Annotated in this window: 23 protein-coding genes; 12 read left to right on the top strand and 11 right to left on the bottom strand. The window is 56.8% G+C overall.

The window, feature by feature from the left end; all coding sequences use genetic code 11:
- Positions 1–35: 35 nt before the first annotated feature.
- The 6 genes from BLU05_RS10790 (at position 36) to BLU05_RS10815 (ending at position 4,291) form a co-directional block, all read left to right on the top strand.
- Positions 36–623: a 5-formyltetrahydrofolate cyclo-ligase gene (locus tag BLU05_RS10790; protein ID WP_244518265.1), complete on the top strand. Its 588-nt coding sequence runs from the start codon at positions 36–38 to the stop codon at positions 621–623.
- A 66-nt stretch (positions 624–689) separates the two neighbouring features.
- The gene (locus tag BLU05_RS10795; protein WP_091879834.1) at positions 690–1,514 is read left to right on the top strand and encodes a TIGR00282 family metallophosphoesterase; all 825 of its coding nucleotides are present in this window, start codon (positions 690–692) and stop codon (positions 1,512–1,514) included.
- A gap of 82 nt (positions 1,515–1,596) precedes the next feature.
- Positions 1,597–2,340, top strand: coding sequence for a TerC family protein (locus BLU05_RS10800; protein WP_091879836.1), 744 nt, complete (start codon positions 1,597–1,599; stop codon positions 2,338–2,340).
- Between the two features lie 48 nt (positions 2,341–2,388).
- A complete protein-coding gene (locus BLU05_RS10805) occupies positions 2,389–2,970 on the top strand; it encodes a biotin transporter BioY (protein WP_091879837.1) in 582 nt (193 codons plus the stop codon).
- Positions 2,967–3,398, top strand: coding sequence for a DUF1284 domain-containing protein (locus tag BLU05_RS10810; RefSeq protein WP_091879839.1), 432 nt, complete (start codon positions 2,967–2,969; stop codon positions 3,396–3,398). The genes BLU05_RS10805 and BLU05_RS10810 overlap by 4 nt, the downstream gene beginning before the upstream one ends.
- Before the next feature lie 143 nt (positions 3,399–3,541).
- A complete protein-coding gene (locus tag BLU05_RS10815) occupies positions 3,542–4,291 on the top strand; it encodes a YebC/PmpR family DNA-binding transcriptional regulator (RefSeq protein WP_091879840.1) in 750 nt (249 codons plus the stop codon).
- Positions 4,292–4,527: 236 nt separating this feature from the next.
- Here the strand turns inward: BLU05_RS10815 and BLU05_RS10820 are convergent, their stop codons facing one another.
- Positions 4,528–5,952, bottom strand: a complete 1,425-nt coding sequence (locus BLU05_RS10820; protein ID WP_091879842.1) for an APC family permease — start codon at positions 5,950–5,952, stop codon at positions 4,528–4,530.
- Between the two features lie 212 nt (positions 5,953–6,164).
- On the opposite strand from BLU05_RS10820, the gene BLU05_RS10825 reads away from it, so the two are divergent.
- Complete coding sequence (locus BLU05_RS10825; RefSeq protein WP_091879843.1) at positions 6,165–6,542, top strand: MliC family protein; 378 nt, start codon at positions 6,165–6,167, stop codon at positions 6,540–6,542.
- 1 nt (position 6,543) lies between these two features.
- On the opposite strand, the gene BLU05_RS26180 is transcribed toward BLU05_RS10825, so the two are convergent.
- Positions 6,544–6,696 carry a hypothetical protein gene (locus tag BLU05_RS26180; RefSeq protein ID WP_175540567.1) on the bottom strand — a complete coding sequence of 51 codons (153 nt, stop codon included), beginning with the start codon at positions 6,694–6,696 and terminating at the stop codon, positions 6,544–6,546.
- 144 nt (positions 6,697–6,840) lie between these two features.
- Positions 6,841–7,062 carry a 50S ribosomal protein L31 gene (gene rpmE / locus BLU05_RS10830; RefSeq protein ID WP_091879845.1) on the bottom strand — a complete coding sequence of 74 codons (222 nt, stop codon included), beginning with the start codon at positions 7,060–7,062 and terminating at the stop codon, positions 6,841–6,843.
- Between the two features lie 212 nt (positions 7,063–7,274).
- Here rpmE and BLU05_RS10835 point away from each other — a divergent pair, with 212 nt between their 5' ends.
- Positions 7,275–9,080 carry an ABC transporter transmembrane domain-containing protein gene (locus BLU05_RS10835; protein WP_091879846.1) on the top strand — a complete coding sequence of 602 codons (1,806 nt, stop codon included), beginning with the start codon at positions 7,275–7,277 and terminating at the stop codon, positions 9,078–9,080.
- Positions 9,081–9,083: 3 nt separating this feature from the next.
- Here the strand turns inward: BLU05_RS10835 and BLU05_RS10840 are convergent, their stop codons facing one another.
- Entirely contained in the window at positions 9,084–10,742 is a 1,659-nt protein-coding gene (locus BLU05_RS10840; protein ID WP_091879848.1) for an FAD-binding dehydrogenase, read from the bottom strand.
- A gap of 96 nt (positions 10,743–10,838) precedes the next feature.
- Between BLU05_RS10840 and BLU05_RS10845 the strand changes: the two genes are divergently transcribed.
- Positions 10,839–11,189 (top strand): DUF1304 domain-containing protein, encoded by a 351-nt coding sequence (locus BLU05_RS10845; RefSeq protein WP_091879849.1) that lies wholly within the window; start codon positions 10,839–10,841, stop codon positions 11,187–11,189.
- Here the strand turns inward: BLU05_RS10845 and BLU05_RS10850 are convergent.
- The 7 genes from BLU05_RS10850 to BLU05_RS10880 form a co-directional block, all read right to left on the bottom strand.
- Positions 11,186–12,217, bottom strand: coding sequence for a peptidoglycan -binding protein (locus BLU05_RS10850; protein ID WP_091879851.1), 1,032 nt, complete (start codon positions 12,215–12,217; stop codon positions 11,186–11,188). The two genes, BLU05_RS10845 and BLU05_RS10850, sit on opposite strands and share 4 nt — an antisense overlap.
- A 2-nt stretch (positions 12,218–12,219) precedes the next feature.
- Positions 12,220–13,242 carry a MotA/TolQ/ExbB proton channel family protein gene (locus tag BLU05_RS10855; RefSeq protein WP_091879853.1) on the bottom strand — a complete coding sequence of 341 codons (1,023 nt, stop codon included), beginning with the start codon at positions 13,240–13,242 and terminating at the stop codon, positions 12,220–12,222.
- 188 nt (positions 13,243–13,430) lie between these two features.
- The gene (locus BLU05_RS10860) at positions 13,431–14,222 is read right to left on the bottom strand and encodes an inositol monophosphatase family protein (protein ID WP_091879854.1); all 792 of its coding nucleotides are present in this window, start codon (positions 14,220–14,222) and stop codon (positions 13,431–13,433) included.
- A 64-nt stretch (positions 14,223–14,286) separates the two neighbouring features.
- Complete coding sequence (gene efp, locus BLU05_RS10865) at positions 14,287–14,850, bottom strand: elongation factor P (protein WP_091879855.1); 564 nt, start codon at positions 14,848–14,850, stop codon at positions 14,287–14,289.
- A gap of 149 nt (positions 14,851–14,999) precedes the next feature.
- The gene (locus BLU05_RS10870) at positions 15,000–16,163 is read right to left on the bottom strand and encodes a M20 aminoacylase family protein (RefSeq protein WP_091879857.1); all 1,164 of its coding nucleotides are present in this window, start codon (positions 16,161–16,163) and stop codon (positions 15,000–15,002) included.
- 35 nt (positions 16,164–16,198) lie between these two features.
- Entirely contained in the window at positions 16,199–17,332 is a 1,134-nt protein-coding gene (locus BLU05_RS10875) for an SEL1-like repeat protein (RefSeq protein ID WP_244518267.1), read from the bottom strand.
- 4 nt (positions 17,333–17,336) lie between these two features.
- Positions 17,337–17,993: a thiamine phosphate synthase gene (locus BLU05_RS10880; protein WP_091879858.1), complete on the bottom strand. Its 657-nt coding sequence runs from the start codon at positions 17,991–17,993 to the stop codon at positions 17,337–17,339.
- 237 nt (positions 17,994–18,230) lie between these two features.
- Between BLU05_RS10880 and BLU05_RS10885 the strand changes: the two genes are divergently transcribed.
- The 3 genes from BLU05_RS10885 to BLU05_RS10895 all read left to right on the top strand — a co-directional run bounded on the left by BLU05_RS10885 (position 18,231) and on the right by BLU05_RS10895 (position 22,141).
- On the top strand, positions 18,231–18,998 hold the full coding sequence (locus tag BLU05_RS10885; protein ID WP_091879860.1) for a sulfite exporter TauE/SafE family protein: 768 nt from the start codon (positions 18,231–18,233) through the stop codon (positions 18,996–18,998).
- Positions 18,999–19,137: 139 nt separating this feature from the next.
- On the top strand, positions 19,138–20,355 hold the full coding sequence (opgC, locus tag BLU05_RS10890; protein WP_091879861.1) for an OpgC family protein: 1,218 nt from the start codon (positions 19,138–19,140) through the stop codon (positions 20,353–20,355).
- Between the two features lie 136 nt (positions 20,356–20,491).
- Positions 20,492–22,141 (top strand): acyl-CoA synthetase, encoded by a 1,650-nt coding sequence (locus BLU05_RS10895; RefSeq protein WP_091879863.1) that lies wholly within the window; start codon positions 20,492–20,494, stop codon positions 22,139–22,141.
- Positions 22,142–22,174 lie beyond the last annotated feature (33 nt).

The raw sequence follows: 22,174 nt of genomic DNA on the forward strand, positions 1-22,174 counted from the left end.
GCTGGCGGTTGCTGGCGCCTCATGAAATCAAGCCAGTGCAACACCATTCCCCCATCAAAGAGCTGAAGAAGAAACTCCGTCTGGAGGCCCTTGGCCGCCGGGATGCGCTCACACCAGAATTCCGCAGCGAAGCCTCGATGCGCATTACCGATTTCGGTTTGGCGGTGCTTGCCCTTGATGCGGGAACGATTGTTTCAGGTTTCTGGCCAATTCGCTCGGAAGTGGATTTGCGTCCCCTGCTTTTCAGTTTGCGCGAGCGCGGTGCGCGGCTTTGCCTGCCCGCAATTATCGATAAGCAAACGATCCTCTTTCGCGAACTGGTGCGGGATGTGCCGATGATCGATACCGGGTTTGGTACATCCGGACCAGCTGAGGATGCTGCGGTGCTTGACCCATCGGTCATGTTGGTGCCGCTGGCGGCTTTTGATATCCGGGGCCATCGCATTGGGTATGGTGCGGGCTATTATGACAGGGCGATTGCCAGTCTACAGGCCAAAGGCGTGAACCCGCGACTGATTGGCGTGGCATTCGACTGCCAGCAGGTTGAAACCGTTCCCGATGAGCCGCATGATGTGCCGCTGGAGGCAATCCTGACGGAAAGCGGGTTGCGCCGTTTCGGCTAGACGGATAAAGCCAATCGATCATTTCAGGCTGCGGCAGCGACCGGGCCTCTCTTTCAGGATATAGGCGTGAGATTACTCTTTCTTGGTGACATGGTGGGACGGTCGGGCCGGACAGCGGTCTACGAACAATTGCCGGGACTGATCTCCGATCTGAAACTCGATTTTGTCATCGTCAATGGCGAAAATGCCGCCGGTGGTTTTGGCATCACCGAAGAGATTTTCCACGATACGATCAATGCCGGGGCCGATGTGGTCACCACGGGAAACCATGTGTGGGACCAACGGGAAGCCCTGGTTTTCGCCGCGCGCGAGCAGCGGTTTCTGCGCCCGGCCAATTTCCCGCTTGGCACTGCCGGAAAAGGTTCTGGCGTGTTTCTGGCCAAGAATGGTGCGCGCGTGCTGGTTTCCAACATTATGGGCCGCGTCTTCATGCATCCGGACTTGCATGATCCTTTCACCATTGGCGAGGAGATTCTCGCCGCTTGTCCGCTTGGCGAGCAGGCGGATGCGGTGGTGTTTGATTTCCATGCGGAAGCCACCAGCGAAAAGCAATGTTTTGGCCATTTCGTCGATGGTCGCGCCAGCCTTGTCGTCGGCACGCATACACATGTACCGACCGCCGACGCGCAAATCCTCAATGGCGGAACGGCCTATATGTCCGATGCCGGCATGTGCGGCGATTATGATTCATCGCTTGGCATGGACAAGGAAGAGCCGCTGAACAGGTTCCTGTCAAAAGTGCCAAAAGGCCGCTTCGAGGCCGCCAGCGGCAAGGCAACAATCTGCGGTGTTGGTGTGGAGATTTCCGATCGCACCGGCCTTGCTGAAAAGATTTCTCCGCTGCGGATCGGTCCGCGGCTGGAGGAAACCATTCCCGCATTCTGGAAATAGATTGATACCAACTCACCACAACCTTTTAAATCAAGGCATCGGTTTATACCCATCCGGTCTCTAACAGCTCAGGAACGACCCCATGGAAACCCTTATCTCGCATTTTGATTTCATCTATCAGCCATCAGGCCTCATCGCTCTGGTCACACTCGTGGTCATGGAAGTGGTGCTTGGCATCGACAATCTGATTTTCATCTCCATTCTGACCAACAAGCTGCCGAAGGAGCAGCAGGCGCGCGCCCGGCGCATTGGTATCAGTGCTGCCCTTATCCTTCGCTTGGCGCTGCTGTTCACGATCTCGATCATCGTGCAACTGACGCAGCCGGTATTCGAAGCTTTCGGCCATGGTTTCTCGTGGCGCGACCTGATCCTGATTGCCGGTGGCCTGTTTCTGGTGTGGAAGGCTACGAAGGAAATCCACCACACGGTTGATCATGAGGATGCCAAGGAAGATGTGATCGGCAAGGCTGTTACGCTTACCATGGGTGCTGCGGTATTCCAGATCCTGGTGCTTGATCTGGTGTTTTCGGTGGACTCCATCATCACAGCCGTTGGCATGACCGACGAGATCGCGATCATGGTTATCGCTGTTATTGCCGCGGTGACGGTGATGCTGCTGGCCGCCGAACCGCTGTCGAAGTTCATCGCCAACAACCCGACCATTGTCATGCTGGCTCTCGGCTTCCTCCTGATGATCGGCATGACGCTGATTGCCGACGGCTTCGGCTTCCATGTACCCAAGGGCTACATTTATGCGGCTATGGGCTTCTCGGCGCTGGTCGAAGCACTTAATATGCTGGCACGCAAGGCCAAGAAAAAGCGTTGAAACCAATCACGCCCGATTTTGTAACACTCGTTTGAGGATAGTACTTCAATGACCCAGACTACATACCCCACTGCGTTCGTGCCGCTTAAGCTGGCAGATCGCTCCATTGCCTTCCAGACGCTTGCTGTTCTGATCGGCACTGCATTCCTTGCCGTCAGCTCGTGGATTGAAGTGCCGATGTTCCCGGTTCCCGTCACCATGCAGACATTTGCAGTGACGATGGTTGGCGCGCTCTATGGCTGGCGTCTCGGCGGTTTGACGGTTCTCGCCTGGCTGGGTGAAGCGATGATCGGCATGCCAGTCCTTTCAGGCGGTGGTTTCGGCTTCATCCATTTTGTTGGACCGACAGCCGGTTATCTCGCAGCCTTCCCGGTTGTTGCGGCAGCTGTCGGCTTTTTGGCCGAACGTGGCTTGACCCGCAACCCGTTCGCATCGGCGGCGATCATGATGTTCGGCAATGTGCTTTGCCTCGTTCTCGGTGCATCCTGGCTTGCACATTTGTTCGGTCTTGAAACCGCATGGGCGTCAGGCGTTGCACCGTTCCTTCTCGGCGCGGTTCTCAAGTCAGGTCTGGCTGCTGCTGCTATCGAGTTGCTGCGTCGTTCGGGCATCATGGTGCGTCTGTCTTGACCATCAAACTGCGTGCACATCATCTTCTGTGCATGCTGACCTATGTCGGTAAAGGCTACAGCGCGGCCTTTACCGAGAACTATGACAGGATTATTGCCCGGATTTCAGCGGGTGAGGATATTCTGATTCAGGAGGGGCCCGATGATGTGTGTCTGCCCCTTCTTGGCGACACTGATCCGCACTGTTTTCGTGACAGTGTGCTCGAACGCGATGCCAAGGCCGCAACGGATGTCGGCCTCCTGCTGGGTAAAACCATCCAAGCCGGTGATATGCTGACGCTCGACAGTGAGACGGTTGCGCGGTTTCGTGGCGCATTCCGGCAGGGCACGACACGTGCCGCCTGTGCAGGATGCGAGTGGTTCGATCTCTGTTCGACAATATCCAAAGCCGGCTATGCCGATACGCATCTTCAACTTCCCTCATTGTGATTGTTGAGGTGCTGGACGAGACGCCGGTTTTTACCTATAAGGGCGCCATTCCAGACGCATGTTTCCGCCTGAACGGCCCGCAAACTTGGTTCGCAGGCTTCCGAGGGAAACGGCAGAACCATATCTAAGCACGCAGGGGTGCCATGGCAGGCCATTCACAGTTTAAAAACATCATGCACCGCAAGGGGCGTCAAGACGCCGTTCGGTCGAAGATTTTCTCCAAGCTCGGACGCGAAATCACCGTGGCCGCCAAGCAGGGTCTGCCTGACCCGTTGATGAACCCGCGTCTGCGCCTTGCGGTGCAGAACGCGCGCGCCCAGTCCATGCCGAAGGACAATATCGAGCGTGCCATCAAGAAGGCGGCGGGCGGTGATGGTGATAATTACGATGAGGTCCGTTATGAGGGCTACGGTCCGGGCGGCGTCGCTGTTATCGTCGAAGCGCTGACGGATAACCGCAACCGCACTGCTTCCAATGTGCGCGCCGCATTCACCAAATCCGGCGGTGCGCTTGGCGAAACCGGCTCGGTCGGTTTCATGTTCAACCGCGTTGGTGAAATCACCTACAAGCCGGAAGCCGGCAGTGCCGACAAGATCATGGATGCGGCGATCGAAGCTGGGGCCGAAGACGCCCAGAGCGACGAGGACGGTCATGTCATCCTCTGCGCTTTTGAAGATATTGGCGATGTATCCAAGGCGCTGGAAAGCGCTCTGGGCGAAGCTGAGTCCATCAAGGCCATCTGGAAGCCGCAGACATCTGCGCCAGTTGATGAAGAGAAGGCACAGTCCGTGCTGCGCCTGATCGCAACGCTTGATGATGACGATGACGTGCAGAACGTCTACGCCAATTTCGAAGTCAGTGACGAAGTTCTGGCCAAGCTCAGCGCCGCCTGATCCATTTGGTTATGTCGATAAAAAAGCCCGCCATTGGCGGGCTTTTTGTTTGTTTGGACTGGCTTGCTGCAGAACCATTGTTCCGCCCTTCGACAGGCTCAGGATGAGGGGGTGGGAGGATTGCAGAGAGCCAAGTTCTGCGATCTCTGTGATTATCGTTGCATCACCCCTCTCCCTCATGGTGAGCTTGTCGAACCACGAACCACGAACCACGCGCCCCTCACAACCCCAATGCTTCAATTCACCGGGCCATCACCACCGAGCGCTTCCATATCCGGTTCATCGGGTGTAACGCCGGTAGCACGGTTGACCAGAACGGTGATAATCCAGAGCACTACACCAACGCCGATGAGAACACCGGCGATCTTGTACTGAACCGGATCGCGGCCAGTCCAGGGACCTGCGAAAAAGGCGCAGGAGATGCAACCAAGCACCGGCAGGATTGTCGGAGTGCGGAAATGTTCGTGGTCGACTTTCTCGCGCCGCAGGATCAGCACGGCGATATTGACGATAGTAAAAACGAACAGCAGCAGAAGCGCTGTCGTGCCGCCAAGCGCCGGAACCTCGCCGACAAAGCTGATGAGGGCAAAGGCGAGCAGGGTGGTGAAACCAATCGCGATATAGGGCGTGCGGCGGCTCGCATGTACCTTGCCGAGCAGTGGCGGCAACACATGTTCACGGCTCATGCCATAGACGAGGCGGCTGGCCATCAGCATGTTGATGAGGGCACTGTTAGCCACGGCAAACATGGTGATGAAGCCGAATATCCAGAGTGGGAAATTGGGTGCACCCGCCTGAACGACTTTCAGAAGCGGCGTTTCACCTTCGCCGAGTTCGGCAGGTGATACGAGTGTGATCGCCGAAATGGAAACCAGCACATAGATCGCTCCGGTGATGAAAAGACCGATCAGCAGAACTTTCGGAAATATCTTGGACGGATTTTGGCACTCCTCGGCCATGTTGACCGAGTCTTCAAAGCCGACCATGGCAAAGAAGGCAAGGGTGGTTGCTGCCATGACCGACCAGAAAATACTGGAATCGGGAGCGGTGGCAAACTGGGTAATACGCGATACGTCGCCCTGTCCGGCGACAATGGCGAAAAGTCCGATGAAAATGATGATCAGAAGGCCGGTGAGTTCAACGACTGTTAATACCACGTTGGCCTTGACGCTTTCGCCTACACCGCGGAAGTTCACGATAGCCACAACAGCCATGAAAGCCAGCGCCACAAGCGTGATGCCGATACCGGTTTCAAGATTAAGCTGGAAGGCGCCGGACAGATTGGCGGCGAAAGCCCGCGAGGCGGTTGAGGCCGATGTGATGCCGGAGCACATCACGGTAAAGGCAACGATGAAGGTGATGAAATGGATGCCGAATGCCTTATGGGTATAAAGGGCTGCCCCCGCAGCCTTCGGGTATTTTGTCACCAGTTCCAGATAACTCATGGCGGTGATGACAGCGACGATGAAAGCCACCAGAAAGGGCAACCAGACAACCCCGCCGACCTGCTTTGCTACCTGACCTGTCAGGGCATAGATGCCGGTGCCGAGAATATCACCCACGATGAAGAGAAGAAGCAGCCAGGGGCCCATAACCCGGTGGAGACTTGGTTCTATTGGCGCTGATACAGCGGGGTTGCTACCTGTGGTCACATCAGTCATTGGGTGTCCCTCCCTTACACGCAGATAAGCTTTTGAAAAGCTATGGGCGTTGTTCAAGCTTGTCAAACCAGCCACGGTTTTACTTGTCCTCCCTAGGGCAACTGACAGCGGCGGGGTTTTGTTGCAACAGACGTGCGAAATTTCATCCCGCCCTTCAATTCAGTGGGATTTTCGCGCTATGAATTACGCCTGCGACAGCGCGAGGATCGAACATGAGAAAACTGTTGGTATCTGCAGCCTTTACCGGTCTTCTGGTTCCGGTCCTGCCCGTGATGGCGGCAGAGCAGGCGGCGCAAGACCGGATCGAGCAAACAACCTATCAGTGTGAACGCGGTGTGATTGTCGATGCGACCTATATCAACACCAAGGACGGCTCCTCATTTGCTGTGATCAATGTGGAGAACAAGCAGGTGCCGATGCGAACATCGCAAAGCGGGTCCGGTGCGCTTTACATCGCGCTTGATCAGGATGACAGCTATCGCTGGCACACCAAGGGTGATGCAGCGATCCTGTCCTATCTCGATGCGGCGCCCGGCGCGCCAGAAAAGACACTGCTTTCCGAGTGTAAGGTGAGTGACGCGGAAGAGTAAATCAGGCGGTTCGGGGAACGGGCTTGCTCATATAGGCAGCAAAGCCTCCCATGAATGGTTCCTTGCGGTCGATACGGTAGCCCGTTTTGAGATAGAGCGGCACATTCTCGGCGAACATCTTGTTGGTGAAGAGCCGCACTTGGGTCAAGCCCATGGTATCAGCGAGTTCTTCCGCATGAGCCAGAAGCTGCCTGCCATAACAGCATCCCTAGAGCGAGACTGACGGAGCGCGTTGACCTGCAAAGCAAAACGGCCCCGAATGAACGGAGCCGTTTTGAAAGTCCATATGCCGAAGGGATTAAATACCCAGATTGGCGAAACGGCTCTTGAACTTGGAAACGCGGCCGCCACGGTCTGTGAGCTGCTGCGAACCGCCGGTCCATGCTGGATGCGTGCTAGGATCGATATCGAGGTTCATCGTATCGCCTTCCTTGCCCCATGTGGAACGGGTGGTGTATTCGGTGCCGTCGGTCATCACAACCTTGATGTTGTGGTAGTCTGGATGAATATTGGCTCTCATCTGTCTTAATCCTGAACTTAAGGGGCACAAAACCAGACCCGTACAAGAGACGGAAGGCCGGTTCGGAGCCGATTGGTAGAGATGAAGCCAAACGTCACACAAACGTGGGCTTCCAAAACTGTTGGCGAGCCTATACATCAGCCTTAAAACAATAACAAGGCCATCTGGCCGCAAAGTCGCAATGCGATGCAGGATACAGGAAGACTCTTGGTATGGCCGACACGGCTTTTGCAGAAGCAGAAAAGAAACGGCGCTCATTGAAGCCCTTGCAGCGCATCCTCCCGTATATGTCCCGCTACCGGGGTATGGTGATCGGCGCGCTGATCTCGCTCTCAATTGCCGCCGTGACGACGCTGATACTTCCGCTGGCGGTACGCCGTATGATCGACCATGGGTTCACCGGGTCAAATGGCGCTTTCATCGACAATTATTTCGGCATGCTGATTGTTCTTGCCGCAGCCTTGGCCGTCGCCTCCGCCGGCCGGTACTATTTCGTCATCACGCTCGGAGAACGTATCGTCTCGGATCTGCGCCATGATGTCTTCGCGCATTTGACCAAATTATCACCCGCATTTTTTGACAGCACCCAGTCCGGCGAGATTGTTTCGCGCCTGACCGCTGATACGACACAGATCAAATCAGCCGTCGGTGCCACGGCCTCCATTGCCCTGCGCAATCTCATTTTGGCCTTTGGTGCTATCGTCATGATGGTTATCACCAGTGCGAAGCTTTCGGGGCTGGTGATTGCGGCTATCCCGCTCATCATCATTCCGCTGGTTGCTTTTGGCCGCTCAGTACGCCGCCGTTCACGCAATGCGCAGGACACATTGGCCAATGCCACTGCCTATGCCAGCGAATCCATCATATCTGTACGCACCCTGCAGGCATTTACCAATGAAGCGCTGGCCACGGGGCGGTTTGGCGCGGCCGTCGAGGACGCTTTTACCGCTGCCCGCTCATCGGTCAAAGCACGGGCGGTCCTGACAGCCTTCGCCATTTTCATGATCTTCTCCAGTGTTGTGGCCGTGTTGTGGTTCGGCTCGCGTGATGTGCTGGCGGGTACGATTTCGCCCGGCACTCTCGGGCAGTTCCTGCTTTATGCGGTTTTTGCCGCCGGTGCGCTTGGCGCCCTTTCGGAAGTCTGGGGCGAGCTGTCGCAGGCATCAGGTGCGGCGGAACGCCTGATGGAAATCATGGCGGAAGAGCCTGCTATTGCCGCGCCGCTCAAGCCTGTCGCGCTGCCGGAACCGGCTGTGGGTTCAGTTACATTCAAGGATGTGCGTTTCAACTACCCGACACGCCCCGATGCACCAGCGCTGCGCGGCCTCGACTTCGATGTGAAGCCGGGGGAAACGGTTGCCATTGTCGGACCCTCCGGCGCGGGCAAAAGCACGGTGTTTTCATTGCTCCTGCGCTATTACGATCCGGTATCAGGCAGCATTCGCGTCGATGGTGTTGATCTGCGCGAAGCTGATCCTGCCGCTATCCGCTCGCGCATTGCTATCGTGCCGCAGGATACAACCATCTTTGCCGCGACGGCACGTGACAATATCGGGTTTGGCCGTCCGGGTGCCAGCACCGCCGATATTGAGGCCGCAGCCAAGGCGGCGCTCGCCCATGATTTCATCAAGGCGCTTGATCATGGTTATGACACGCAGGTCGGCGAACGGGGTGTGACGCTATCCGGTGGCCAGCGCCAGCGTATCGCCATTGCCCGGGCGATCCTGCGCGATGCGCCGATCCTGCTATTGGATGAAGCAACCTCAGCGCTGGATGCGGAAAGCGAAATTCTGGTGCAGAAGGGGCTCGAACATTTGATGCAGGGCCGCACAACGCTGGTTATTGCGCACCGGCTCGCGACAGTACTCAAGGCAGACCGCATCCTTGTCATGGAGGATGGCAAGATTGTCGAGGAAGGCACGCATCAGAGCCTCGTCAAGAAGAACGGGATCTATGCGAACCTTGCCAAGCTGCAATTTGAAGCCGGTGCGGATGCTTTCAAAGGCGCGGCTGAATAGCTGCTATCCTCTGCCTGCCGCCGCGCGCCCCGCCGCTCTGCCTGAGAAGATGCAGCCGCCCAGAAATGTGCCCTCAAGCGCATTGTAGCCGTGATAGCCGCCACCGCCGAAGCCAGCGGCTTCCCCTGCCGCATAGAGGCCAGGCACGGGGCTACCGGTTGCATCCAGCACCTGCGACTTCAAATTGGTGTGCAGGCCGCCCAGCGTCTTGCGTGTGAGGATATTGAGCCGCACAGCGATGAGCGGCCCCGCCTTTGGATCAAGAATGCGGTGCGGCTTGGCAATGCGGGTCAGACGATCGCCGATATAGTTCTGCGCGCCGCGCATGGCGATGACCTGTGCATCTTTGGAATATTTGTTATTGATCTCGCGGTCACGCGCCTCGATCTGTTGTTTGAGATGATCATGGTCGATCAGATTCTCGCCGGTTAGCGCATTCATCGCTTTGACCAGTTCCTGCAGATTGTCGCGGACGATAAAATCTTCGCCATGCTGCTTGAAGGCTTCCACCGGGGGCGGTGCGCCCTTGCCAAGACGGTTTTTCAGAAGAAGCTTCCAGTCCTTGCCTGTAATATCAGGGTTTTGCTCCGACCCGGAAAGCGAGAATTCCTTCTTGATGATTTTTTGGGTCAGCACGAACCAGGAATAATCATATCCCGTCGAAAGGATATGCTTGAGCGTTCCAAGCGAATCAAAACCCGGCAGAAACGGTGCGGGAAAACGGTTGCCCTTGGCGTCGAACCACAGGGAGGAGGGGCCGGGAAGAATGCGGATACCGTGGTTGGGCCAGATCGGGTTCCAGTTCTTCAGGCCTTCGGTGTAGTGCCACATGCGGTCAGTGTTGATCACGCTGCCGCCCGCCTTGACCGTAATGTCGATCATACGGCCATCGACATGATGGGGCACGCCAATAACCGGGTTCTCGGGTGGATTGCCAAGCCTGTCGCGCGGCCAGTTGCGCTTGACGAGTTCCGGATTACCGCCAATGCCGCCTGATGTGACGATCACACTGGCCGCTGATAGTTCGAAGCTGCCGGAGACATCGCGGGCGGATTGTTGGCCGCGGTCAACTTTCGATGGTTCCAATATGTCGCCGCTCACACCTGCGACAGCGCCGTTGGTTGTGGTCAGTGCATTGACGCGGTGGCGGCATTTGAGCGTGATCAGGCCCTTGGCAATGGCCTCGCGCACAAGCTTTTCAAACGGCGCGACAACGCCGGGGCCCGTGCCCCAGGTCAAATGAAAGCGGGGGACGGAATTGCCATGGCCGCTCGCCAGCGCGCCGCCGCGCTCAGCCCAGCCGACAACTGGAAACCAGCGCATGCCAAGCGAATGCAGCCAGCTGCGCTTTTCACCGGCGGCAAATTGCAGGTATGCATCGGCCCATTGCTTGGGCCAGTGGTCCTCGGCGCGGTCAAACTGTGCCGATCCGAGCCAATCCTGCTTGGCGAGTTCGAAGGAATCCTTGATACCGAGCCGCCGCTGTTCCGGGCTGTCGATGAAGAACAGGCCGCCAAGCGACCAGAAGGCTTGTCCGCCAACGGAATTTTCGCCTTCCTGTTCGAGCAGGATGACTTTCTTGCCCGCCTGCGCCAGCTCATTTGCGGCAACAAGCCCTGACAACCCGGCTCCAACGATGATTGCATCGGCATCCATTGCCATTCACACCTCCCAGTGGTTACGTGCGGCATGATTGCGCGGCTAAGGTTGGCACGCAAGAGTGGAATGGTGCCGTTAAGGGGTGAAAAGGGGACAGGGATGGTTGCAAATATTCTGATAGGGCTGGTCGCCTTGCTGCATGTCTATTTTATGTATCTGGAAATGGTGGTGTGGGATAAGCCGCTTGGCTTGAAAACATTCCGGCTGACGCAGGAATTTGCCTCGGCTTCCAAGGGGCTTGCGCTCAATCAGGGCCTTTACAACGGCTTTCTTGTTGCGGGCCTCGTCTGGGGGCTTTGGCTTGGCGAGGCAGGGTTTGCCATCAAGGCATTTTTTCTTGGCTGTGTCATTGTTGCGGGGATTGTCGGCGGCCTCAGTGTCAACCGCCGGATTTTTATCGTACAGGGCGTACCAGCGATCCTTGCGCTGGCTGCCCTTACTCTGCTCTAGCGTTCGGTCAGCTTAAGCTCGATACGGCGGTTGCGCGAACGCACTTCCGGCGTATCACCGGGCTCAAGCGGCTGATACTCGCCAAAGCCCGCTGCCACCAGACGATTGGCGGAAACGCCATTTGCGATAAGGAATTTCACCACGGAAATGGCGCGGGCGGCGGAAAGCTCCCAATTGTCCTTGAACTGGCCGGTGCCTGACAGCGCCACATTGTCCGTATGACCATCAACACGCAGAACCCAGTTGATATCATCAGGGATTTCCTTCTGCAGATCGATCAGCGCCAGCGCGAGCTTCTTCATTTCGCCAGTGCCTGCTTCGTTCAGGACAGCTTGCCCTGACGGGAACAGCACTTCGGACTGAAAGACAAAGCGGTCGCCGACAATGCGGATGTTTTCGCGGTCAGACAGGATTTCGCGCAGGCGGCCAAAGAAATCCGAACGGTAGCGGTTGAGTTCCTGCACGCGCTGGGCAAGGGCCACATTCAGGCGCTTGCCGAGATCGGCGATCTTGGCATTGGATTCCTTGTCGCGGGACTCCGACGCGTTGAGGGCTTCTTCCAGTGCGCCGATCTGCTTGCGCAGTGCCAATATCTGCTGGTTGAGAATCTCCACCTGCGAGAGGGCGCGGGCGCTCAACTGCTTTTCGTTTTCAAGGCCAGCGGTGAGTTCACTGATCTTGCCATCCGCCACCGCACCGGCTCCGGCACCCTGTGACAGAACCGCCTGCAGCCGTGATTGCTCGTTCTGTGCTTTGGTCAGCGATGCCTGCAGGTTGGCGATGGTGTCTTCCAGATCCTGCTTGTTGCCCTGTTCAAGTGACAACATCTGGGTCAGTTCGTTGATCTGCGAATTCAGTCGGTTGAGCACGGCATCCTTGCCGGTGATTTCCTGACTGAGCAGAAACTGCGCCAGCACGAAAACCGACAGGAGAAACATGATTGCCAAGAGCAGTGTCGACAGGGCGTCAACAAAGCCCGGCCAATAATCCACATGCCGGATAGCGCGGCGGTTGCGACCGAGCGCCATTCTCAGTTGTCCTTGCTGCGGGTGATGGACTCGCTGAGTTTCGCCAGCGTCTCGCGCATGGATTTCTGCTCTTCGGCCTGCTTTTCCACCCAGTCACGCATCATCTGCTGTTCGGAACGCATGTTCTTGACGAGACCCTGAATGCCTTCGGCCAAGCTTGCCAAAGCGGCTGTCGTGCGCTGGCTGGAGCCGCCGGTTTCCTGAATGTTCTGGAGGCGTTCGGAAAGCGAGCGCAATTCATCGGTTGTGCCGCTATTGGCACCATCAAGCGCATGCAGGTCCGATCCAAGATCGGTCACACTCGACAGCCAGTTTTCCAGTTCCGTGTAAAAGCGGTTCTGCGCACGCCCGGCCTGCAGATCGAGGAAACCGAGTACGAGAGAGCCGGAAAGGCCGAAAAGCGAGGATGAGAAGGCCGTACCCATGCCCCGGAGTGGTGATTGCAGACCGGCTTTTAGTGCATCGAGAACGCCGTTTGCGTCGCCTGTGCGTGGATCCAGCGACTGGATGGTGGTTCCTATCGATTGGATGGTTTCGAGAAGACCCCAGAACGTACCGAGCAGGCCGAGGAACACCAGGAGGCCGATAAGGTAACGCGAGACGTCGCGGGTTTCATCGAGGCGGGTGGCGATGGAATCGAGCATGGAGCGCATGGCATTGGTCGAAAGCGCCATGGACTGGCGTCGCCCGATGAGGGCACGCATGGGAGCCAGCATCACCGGCTTGGAGTTCGGATCGGAATTGCCTTCACGGAAGGAGTTGACCCAGCGCACCTCGGGGAAAAGCCTGATGACCTGACCGAATCCGAGGAGAATACCGACGATCAGCACACCAATGATGAGGCCGTTGAGGCCGGGATTGGTGGTAAAGAACCCACTGATCTGGCGGGAGAGAATGGCGGCGATAAAAGCGACAATGGCCAGAAAGATGGCCATCGACAAAAGCACAAGCCGCGGGCTGGAAAGCCTGTAAGGATCATAGTCGTCACCGTCCATGACCCGGCGGGTTGTACTGAAATCAGCCATTACATCGTCTCCGCATTCGCCACACGCCAAGCAACCTCGCTCGTGTCACTGGACGAGCGGAAATCGCACAAACCCAAATCGGTTTATGCGACCCTAACCGAAATTATGGTTAAAATGGAAGGTGGAATGCGGTGACAGCCGAATTTGTTCTGATTTTAAGCAAATTCAGCTGCACAGAGGCAAAATGCTCAGATTGGCTTCTTTAGCGTCTTGAGCAGGGCGCGCTGAATGGCTTCATTGCCAGCAACAATGAACTTGCTTTCAACGACATCCTGACTGCCTTCGAGATCGGTGACAAAGCCACCGGCTTCGCGCACCATGATGATGCCCGCGCCCGTATCCCAAGGGGAAAGGCCATCTTCCCAGAAACCATCAAAGCGGCCCGCTGCAACCGCTGCCAGATCAAGCGCGGCAGCGCCCATGCGGCGGATGCCGGAGACTTCGCCCATGACGTTGCGCAATTGCACGAGATAGTCGCCATGATGACCGCGACCAAGATGTGGTACGCCGGTGCCGATGACGGAATCAACCAGCTTGATGCGACCCGAAACGCGCAGACGGCGATCATTAAGGAACGCTCCGCCGCCGCGTTCTGCGGTGTAGAGTTCGTCCATCGCCGGATTAAAGATCACGCCAGCAACGATCTGGCCCTGACGTTCCAACGCGATTGAAACAGCAAACATCGGAATGCCGTGCAGGAAGTTGGTGGTGCCGTCGAGCGGATCAACCAGCCAGCGGTGCTGGCTGTCGCTGCCTTCAATTGCGCCTGACTCTTCCATCAGGAAGCTGTAATCAGGACGGGCCCGGCTCAGTTCGGCATGGATGATTTCTTCGGCTTTGCGGTCAGCCTGGCTGACATAGTCGCCGGGGCCCTTGAGCGAAACCTGCAGATTCTGCACTTCGCCGAAATCGCGCGCCAGGGAACGGCCAGCCTTCATTGCCGCCTGAACCATTACATTGAGGATCGCTGAACGCGCCATTTAAGGTCATTCTCCGTAGAATTTTGTTGATCAGGGCGCCGAAAGTCCGGCGCCCGATGCCTGCTTAGTCAGCGCGGCGGACGTAGGTCAGTTCGTTGGTGTCAACGATGATGCGTTCACCCGACGAAATGAATGGCGGAACGAGAACGCGAATGCCGTTTTCAAGCACAGCTGGCTTGTAGGACGATGCTGCGGTCTGGCCCTTGACGACCGGATCTGCCTCGGTGATGGCAAGCGTAACGTAGTCAGGCAGGGAAATGCCGATTGGACGCTCGTCATAGAGTTCGACGGTGACCATCATGCCGTCCTGCAGGAACGCAGCGCGATCGCCGACGAATTCCTTTTGCAGTTCCAGCTGTTCGTAGCTGGCGGTGTCCATGAATATAAGTGCTTCGCCCTGTTCGTAGAGGAAGGAGAAATCCTTCTGCTCAAGACGGACCTTTTCAACGGTTTCAGCGGCGCGGAAGCGCTCGTTGAGCTTGGTGCCGTTGAGGAGGTTCTTCAATTCAACCTGATTGTATGCGCCGCCCTTGCCGGGCTTGACTGCGTTCGTCTTGACAGCGACCCAAAGGCTGTTGTCGTGTTCGATCACATTGCCAGGACGGATTTCATTACCGTTGATTTTCATTTGTTTATCCGGATTGCTGTTGAGGACCGGGCGCCGACATGTCGGCGGCAGCCGATATTGGGGCCTCCAAGACCACAAAATCGCGCGATAGGCAAGAGAAAGCGCAAAAAGAGCCGGTTAAGACCCTTTTCGCGGCTAACGCTTTGAAGCTAGGCGGCGAGGGCAGTTTCCGCTACGGAAACCCAATAGCTGATGCCATAAGGAATGGCATCGTCATTGAAATCATAGGCTGAATTGTGCAGGGCAGCCGTGTCGCCATTGCCAAGGAAAATGAAGGCACCGGGGCGCTTTTCCAGCATGTAGGAAAAATCTTCCGCGCCCATGACAGGCGGCATATTGCTGTTGACAGCACCGTCACCGGCAATCTGCCGGGCAATACCAGTGGCAAAATCCGTCTCGCGATCATGGTTGAATGTGACGGGATAGCCCTGATCATACTTGACCTCGGCCCTGGCCCCAAAAATAACAGCTGTGGCCTCGGCGACTTCTGTCACACGCTTGCGGGCGAATTCACGAATTTCCGGTGCAAGGGTGCGCACCGTACCTGACAGCGTTACGACATTCGGGATGACATTGGTTGCATCGCCGCCGTGAATCATCGCCACGGAAATGACGAGAGATTTGAGCGGATCAAGTTCGCGCGATACCAGCGATTGCAGGGCAAGCACCGTATGAGCGGATACAACCACGGGATCAACAGTTGTATGCGGTTTGGCCGCATGGCCACCACGACCGATCACCTTGATCTCGAATTCGTCCGTTGCCGCCATGATGGAGCCTTTGCGCAATGCAAACTGGCCAACGGGCAGGCCGGGTGCATTGTGCATGCCATAGACTTCCTTGATCGCGAAGCGGTCCATCAGACCGTCATTGATCATCGCAAGTGCGCCAGCGCCGCCTTCTTCGGCAGGCTGGAAGATTACGGCAACCGAGCCGCGGAAATTGCGGGTTTCAGCAAGATATTGTGCCGCGCCGAGCAACATGGCGGTGTGGCCATCATGGCCGCAGGCATGCATCTTGCCCGCCGTCTTCGAAGCCCAAGGCTTGCCGCTGGCTTCCATGATCGGCAGGGCATCCATATCGGCGCGCAAGCCAATGGCAGGACCATCGCCATGGCGGCCACGGATAATGCCGACGACGCCGGTCTGGCCGATGCCTGTTTCAACGCTGTCGCAACCGAAAGAGCGCAGTTTTTCCGCGACGAACCTGGAAGTCTCATGCACGTCATAAAGGATTTCCGGGTTCTCATGCAGATGCCGGCGCCATTCGGCGACACTCGGTTGCATTTCATGGGCTCGGTTAATCAACGGCATCTTCAGCTTCCCATTTCTGTTCGGTCATTGCGGTGTTAACGCAGCTTGTTGGCTTCAGTCAGCGCGGCCTTCATCTGGTCATCGTCGAGGCCGTCCATGAAGGAATCAAGTTCGGGGTCGGTCAACCCCGCACGTCTGGCGACCATGTACCAGGCTGCAGCCTTGACGGAATCACCTTCGACCCCAAGGCCCTGATAGTAAAGCTTGGCGAGCTGCGCCTGTGCTGCGACATTACCGCCTACGGCAGCGCGCAGTGTCCAGCCAAAACCGGATACGTAGTCGCGGGGGCCGCCGCGCCCTTCAACAAACCACCGGCCAAGGTCAAGTTGGGCTGTGTCGTAACCGCGTTTTGCCGCCTTGATGAGATATTCGCGGGCCTTCGCATCGTCGCGCGGAACCGCCAGTGTCCCGTTGGCAAGAATCTGGCTTACTGCGTATTCCCCGTCAGGAAGCCCCTGTGTGGCAGCTTTCAGAAACCATGGATAAGCATTCTCAAGACCCAGCGCGCCCGGGTGTTCCTGCACCAGAATCTGTCCGTAGTTGAATTGTGCCATGGCGTTACCACCATCGGCAGCAGCCTTCATCAGGGTCTTGGCCTTGGCCGGGTCCTTGGGCGCATATTTTCCCTGAAGCAGGATGGTGCCATAGCGGAACTGCGCTTCCGGATTACCCTGTTCGGACGCCTTGCCATACCATTTTGCCGATTCAGCCAGATTGACAGGTATGCCGAGGCCACGCGCCAGCATATCGGCAATCAGCACCTGTGCTGCACCGTCGCCGCTCTCGGCGCGGGGCAGGGCGAGATTATACGCGGTCTTGTAAAGGCCGCGCTGATAAGCGCCAAAAGCCTCGTCGACGGCGCCCTTGCCGAAGCGTGTCGGATTGACAATGTCGACCGTCGGATCGCTGGCCAGTTTCGGCTTGTCCTGCTTCGGGGTCGTTTGCGGTGTTTCAAGCGACTGCGGTGCGTCGGTGGGTGCCGACGTCAATGACGGGGCGTGATTAACCGTGGGAGCAGGCGTGTTTGGCGCAGAAGACGCAGGAGCGGCTGGTGTTTCCGTGGCTGCTGGGGCGGGCGCTGTCTGGGCTGCAGCCGCGTGCATGAAAACCGGTGAAACCGCCAGCACTGCCGCGATGGCGCAAACGAGGTTTCCGGATTTTGCTCCCATAGGCCTAGTCCTCAAATCGCGGCGCGTGCTCGTCGAGCAGACGGTTCGCTTCCTTGATGGCGTCTGCCGGATTGTCATGGCCGAAGACGGCTGCGCCGAGCGCTATAAATTCTGCGCCGGTTGCCGCTGCGTCAGTGATGCTTTCCAGCGTATTGCCCGCCTGAACGATGCAGGGGATTTCGATCATTGATGCCCACCAGTCGGCAAGCTCAACATTGCGCGGATGGGCTTCAGGCGTGGTATCAGCGCCAATCTTGCCGAAAAGCACATAATCGGGCTGGGCCTCGCCAATTTCGAGAGCTGTGTGGCGATTCTTGATATTGCCGGTGCCGACAATCAGCTTGGGTGAGAATTTCTCGACATTTGCGGCAAGGTCACTGGCAGGGCCTTCCAAGTGCAGGCCGTCTGCCTTAACGCGGCCGGCAATCTGTGTGTTGCCAACGATGATGGCGGCAGCACCGGCACTCTGGATGATGGGGACAACGGTCTCCGCCATGGTCTGAAAAAGTGTTTCGTCCGTCTCATAGGCAGACAGGAGCACGGAAGCGACATCGCCGCCAGACAGCGCGTCGGTCAGTTTTTTTGCCAGTTCGTCGGCGCTCGCAGTCGGGGGCGCGATCAGAACGATACGGCAGCGTTGGGGTGTCTGGTCATTGTTCATTGGCTGCAACCTTACAATCGTTCTCTATAGAATGGGCAATCGTGATGGAATTCGGGCATAGAGGATGACCGTTCATTTGAACAGTCTTTTCGATGCCTCATCTCCCACACGTCTGTTGCATATTAGTCTTACGACGTAATTACTTAGTAGCAAACAGGTGCTTGCCGCCAAAAAGCATTTTTCAATTGCCGGTGTGATCAGCTAAGGATGAAAGACCCTCCTTACCGGATTTCCATCATGCACGATCTCCTGTTGAACCCATGGTTCTATGCCGCTGCCGTTCCGGCCACGATCCTGATCGGGTTGTCGAAAGGTGGCCTTGGCGGGGCCATGGGGCAGGTCGGTGTGCCGCTGATGGCGCTGGTCATGCCGCCAGTGCAGGCGGCGGCGATCATGCTGCCAATCCTTATCATCATGGATGTGGCGAGCCTGTGGAGCTGGCGGGGCTATCGCGACAACAAAACCCTGAAGCTGATGTTACCGGGCGCTTTGCTGGGCATCGGCATCGGCTGGCTGACCGCATCTGTTGTGACCGATGACATGGTGAAACTCATCGTTGGCGCCGTCGCGATCATCTTTTTTGCGCGTTATATTTTCACCAGCGCAGCCAAACGCGCGGCGGCGCAACCGCACAATGCAGCGGCTGCAACCTTCTGGTCGACCATTGCCGGGTTCACAAGTTTTGTCGCCCATGCCGGCGGTCCGCCCTATCAGGTTTATGCCCTGCCGCTGCGGCAGGACCCGAAAATCTACAACGGCACGAGCGTTATCTTTTTCGCGATTGTTAATGCGATAAAAGTCATTCCATATTTTGCTCTGGGCCAGTTTGACGCCGAGAATCTCAAGGCCGCAGCGGTTCTGATGCCCATAGCGCCGCTTGCAACTTTTGCGGGTGCATGGATTGTAAAACGCATGCGCCCTGAGGTGTTTTATCCCTTCATGTACATCATGATCCTGTTGATGGGATTGAAGCTTTCCTACGATGGATTGGCCGCTTTGTTATAATTATGAACTAAAGTTGATCGGCCGAATCGCAACTTTCGGACTATGTAAACATTATCAATCACGACCGTCGAAGAACCGCTCCCCTACGAGGCCGGGAGTGCTGTGGTTGAATCTTGCATGACAGGAATTGGTGAATGCTATGACACAGACACAGCTCCAACAGCGGGATACCCGCATCGATGTTTTCCGGGCTCTGGCACTGCTGACCATCTTCATCAACCACGTGCCGGGAACCGTTTTTGAGCATCTGACCCATAAGAATCTAGGCTTTTCGGACTCTGCCGAGGCATTCGTGCTGATCTCGGGTATTGCAGTCGGTCTTGCCTATGGCTCGAAGTTCGAGGCGGGCAACCGCTTTCTTATAACGTTGAAAGCCTGGCGCCGCGCGGCGACGCTGTATAGCGCGCATATCCTGACGACAGTGGCAACGCTGGCGATTTTTTGCGCTGCCGGGCTTTATCTCAACCGTCCGGAATTTATGTCCTTCATCAATATCGGACCACTGATGGATCAACCGGCTGAGGCGCTGATTGGCCTTGCCACGATGGGGCATCAGCTCGGCTATAATAATATCCTGTCGATGTATGGCGTGCTGCTTCTCATGCTGCCGCTGTTCCTGTTCCTCGGCAATATCAGCCTGTCAGTCATGGTCGGATTTTCCGGCCTGCTGTGGCTGGTATCAGGTGTTTACCAGATCGCACCACCAAATTACCCGACTCCGGGCGTGTGGTTCCTGAACCCGTTGTCTTGGCAGTTCCTGTTCGTGATCGGCATTGCCGGTGTGATGCATGTACGCCGGGGCGGCCAGATCCCGTTTAATAAATATCTGTTCGGATTTTCCGTCGGCTACATCCTGCTTGCGCTGCTTTGGGTACGCGTGCCGTTCTGGGGCGTTGATACCTCAATGGGCCTGCCGATGGTGGTGACAGGATTTGACAAGACATTCCTGTCACTGACCCGTCTCGTCCATGTGCTGGCGCTGGCCTATGTGATCGTCTCGGTCCCGGCCATTTCCAATCTGGCACGCACGCCGGAAGATCATCCGCTGGCCATTCTCGGCAAGCATTCGCTGCCGGTGTTTATCGCGGGGACGATCCTTGCCATGGTTGCGCAGATCGTCAAGGAGATGAACCCCGGCGATGTGCTTGATGATACTTTACTGATTGCGAGTGGAATCATGGCGCAGTTTGCGCTGGCTCATTATCTCGAATGGTTGCCGAGCATTGGCTGGGGCAAACGTCCCGTTCCGCAGGCTCACGTGGCAAAAGCAAAGCTGGTTGTTGCTGGCAGGCCTGTTCATAGCGTGGCGAGGAATTCGGGAATGAAATCCGGAACAGCGAAGACCGCGATTTCCTGATCACCCGTTGGCTTTAGCGGATATTGGCCCGTCCTGATTTTCAGGGCGGGTTTTTGTTGATTGGTCAGGAAAAACCGTTAGCCATCATTTGTTTCCATGGTCTAAGCTTCCAGATGCAAAGCGTTGGGAGGCGTGTATGGGTGGTGGAATTTTTGATCGTGATCTTGAGCGCAATGCGGCCAATTACCAGCCGCTGACGCCGCTGACCTATCTGGAGCGGGCAGCGCGGGTTTACCCGTCGAGAACAGCGATCATCCACGGCACGCAGCGCTACGATTATGGCACGTTCTATCGCCGCACCCGCCAGTTGGCGTCGGCGCTGTCTCATCGCGGGGTCGGCAAGGGCGATACTGTTACAGTAATGCTTTCGAATACGCCGCCCATGCTGGAAGCGCATTTCGGTGTGCCTATGACCAAAGCCGTGCTGCATTCGGTCAATACGCGGCTCGATGCGGCGGTGATCGCCTTCCAGCTTGACCATGCGGAAACCAAGATCGTCATTGTCGACACGGAGTTTTCAGCGGTTTTCCGCGAGGCTTTGGCACTGGCCAAGGTGAAGCCGCTGGTCATTCATTTCGTCGATACGGAATATCCAGATGATGCGCCCTATCCGCAGGGTAAGCCGTTCGGTGAGATCGATTACGAGGCCTTCGTTGCCAGTGGCGACCCTGATTATGCATGGTCAATGCCCGATGATGAATGGGATTCCATTACGCTCAACTATACATCGGGTACGACAGGCGATCCAAAGGGTGTGGTCTATCACCATCGCGGCGCAGCGCTGATGGGCTATGGCAATGTGGTGGCATCAGGCATGGGGCGTTATCCGGTTTATCTATGGACCCTGCCGATGTTCCACTGCAATGGCTGGTGTTTTCCGTGGACGCTTGCCTTGCAATTTGGCACCCATGTCTGCCTGCGTTGGGTGCGGGCAAAGCCGATTTACGACGCGATTGCCGATCTCGGCGTAACACATCTCTGTGGTGCGCCCATTGTCATGTCGGTGCTGATCAACGCGGCTGAGAAGGACAAGCGCGAATTCCCGCAGACGGTGACTTTCAATACGGCCGCAGCACCGCCGCCGGAATCCATTTTGGCCGGTATGGCTGACGCAGGGTTTGCGGTCACGCATCTCTATGGCCTGACGGAAACCTATGGTCCTGCGGTCGTCAATGAATGGCAGGATGAGTGGGATGCGCTGGAAGCCGCGTCGCGCACGGCCAAAAAGGCGCGTCAGGGTGTGCGTTATGCCTCGCTTGAAGACCTTGCTGTGCTTGATCCTGAGACCATGCAGCCCGTACCCGCCGATGGTGAAACGATTGGCGAGGTCATGTTCCGTGGTAATATTGTCATGAAGGGATACCTGAAAAACCGGGCGGCCAGCGATGCAGCCTTTTCCGGCGGCTGGTTTCATTCCGGCGATCTCGGGGTCATGTATCCTGATGGCTATATCCAGCTGAAAGATCGCTCCAAGGATATTATCATTTCAGGCGGCGAGAATATTTCCTCCATCGAAGTGGAGGATGCGCTTTACAAGTTTCCTGCCGTAGGCGCGTGTGCAGTCGTGGCTCGGCCAGATGATAAATGGGGCGAGACACCGCTTGCCTTCGTGGAACTCAAGCCGGGGCAGGTGGCGACAGAGGAAGAATTGATCGCCCATTGCCGGACACTGCTTGCCCGTTTCAAGGTGCCAAGGCATGTGCTTTTCGAGGCAATACCCAAAACATCGACCGGAAAAATCCAGAAATTTGAACTGCGGAAGCGGGCGAAACTGATGGGAAGCTGATTGTTCGATGCAATCTTCTGGGTACTGATGTTT

Source organism: Phyllobacterium sp. OV277 (assembly GCF_900104355.1).
Lineage (GTDB): Bacteria > Pseudomonadota > Alphaproteobacteria > Rhizobiales > Rhizobiaceae > Phyllobacterium.

Excerpts from the sequence above, each read along its gene's own strand:
- BLU05_RS10800 (WP_091879836.1), top strand. The coding sequence starts at position 1,597 with ATGGAAACCCTTATCTCGCATTTTGATTTCATCTATCAGCCATCAGGC.
- BLU05_RS10805 (WP_091879837.1), top strand. The coding sequence starts at position 2,389 with ATGACCCAGACTACATACCCCACTGCGTTCGTGCCGCTTAAGCTGGCA.
- BLU05_RS10815 (WP_091879840.1), top strand. The coding sequence starts at position 3,542 with ATGGCAGGCCATTCACAGTTTAAAAACATCATGCACCGCAAGGGGCGT.
- BLU05_RS10820 (WP_091879842.1), bottom strand. The coding sequence starts at position 5,952 with ATGACTGATGTGACCACAGGTAGCAACCCCGCTGTATCAGCGCCAATA.
- BLU05_RS10825 (WP_091879843.1), top strand. The coding sequence starts at position 6,165 with ATGAGAAAACTGTTGGTATCTGCAGCCTTTACCGGTCTTCTGGTTCCG.
- BLU05_RS26180 (WP_175540567.1), bottom strand. The coding sequence starts at position 6,696 with ATGGGCTTGACCCAAGTGCGGCTCTTCACCAACAAGATGTTCGCCGAG.
- rpmE (WP_091879845.1), bottom strand. The coding sequence starts at position 7,062 with ATGAGAGCCAATATTCATCCAGACTACCACAACATCAAGGTTGTGATG.
- BLU05_RS10835 (WP_091879846.1), top strand. The coding sequence starts at position 7,275 with ATGGCCGACACGGCTTTTGCAGAAGCAGAAAAGAAACGGCGCTCATTG.
- BLU05_RS10840 (WP_091879848.1), bottom strand. The coding sequence starts at position 10,742 with ATGGCAATGGATGCCGATGCAATCATCGTTGGAGCCGGGTTGTCAGGG.
- BLU05_RS10845 (WP_091879849.1), top strand. The coding sequence starts at position 10,839 with ATGGTTGCAAATATTCTGATAGGGCTGGTCGCCTTGCTGCATGTCTAT.
- BLU05_RS10850 (WP_091879851.1), bottom strand. The coding sequence starts at position 12,217 with ATGGCGCTCGGTCGCAACCGCCGCGCTATCCGGCATGTGGATTATTGG.
- BLU05_RS10855 (WP_091879853.1), bottom strand. The coding sequence starts at position 13,242 with ATGGCTGATTTCAGTACAACCCGCCGGGTCATGGACGGTGACGACTAT.
- BLU05_RS10860 (WP_091879854.1), bottom strand. The coding sequence starts at position 14,222 with ATGGCGCGTTCAGCGATCCTCAATGTAATGGTTCAGGCGGCAATGAAG.
- efp (WP_091879855.1), bottom strand. The coding sequence starts at position 14,850 with ATGAAAATCAACGGTAATGAAATCCGTCCTGGCAATGTGATCGAACAC.
- BLU05_RS10870 (WP_091879857.1), bottom strand. The coding sequence starts at position 16,163 with ATGCCGTTGATTAACCGAGCCCATGAAATGCAACCGAGTGTCGCCGAA.
- BLU05_RS10875 (WP_244518267.1), bottom strand. The coding sequence starts at position 17,332 with ATGGGAGCAAAATCCGGAAACCTCGTTTGCGCCATCGCGGCAGTGCTG.
- BLU05_RS10880 (WP_091879858.1), bottom strand. The coding sequence starts at position 17,993 with ATGAACAATGACCAGACACCCCAACGCTGCCGTATCGTTCTGATCGCG.
- BLU05_RS10885 (WP_091879860.1), top strand. The coding sequence starts at position 18,231 with ATGCACGATCTCCTGTTGAACCCATGGTTCTATGCCGCTGCCGTTCCG.
- opgC (WP_091879861.1), top strand. The coding sequence starts at position 19,138 with ATGACACAGACACAGCTCCAACAGCGGGATACCCGCATCGATGTTTTC.
- BLU05_RS10895 (WP_091879863.1), top strand. The coding sequence starts at position 20,492 with ATGGGTGGTGGAATTTTTGATCGTGATCTTGAGCGCAATGCGGCCAAT.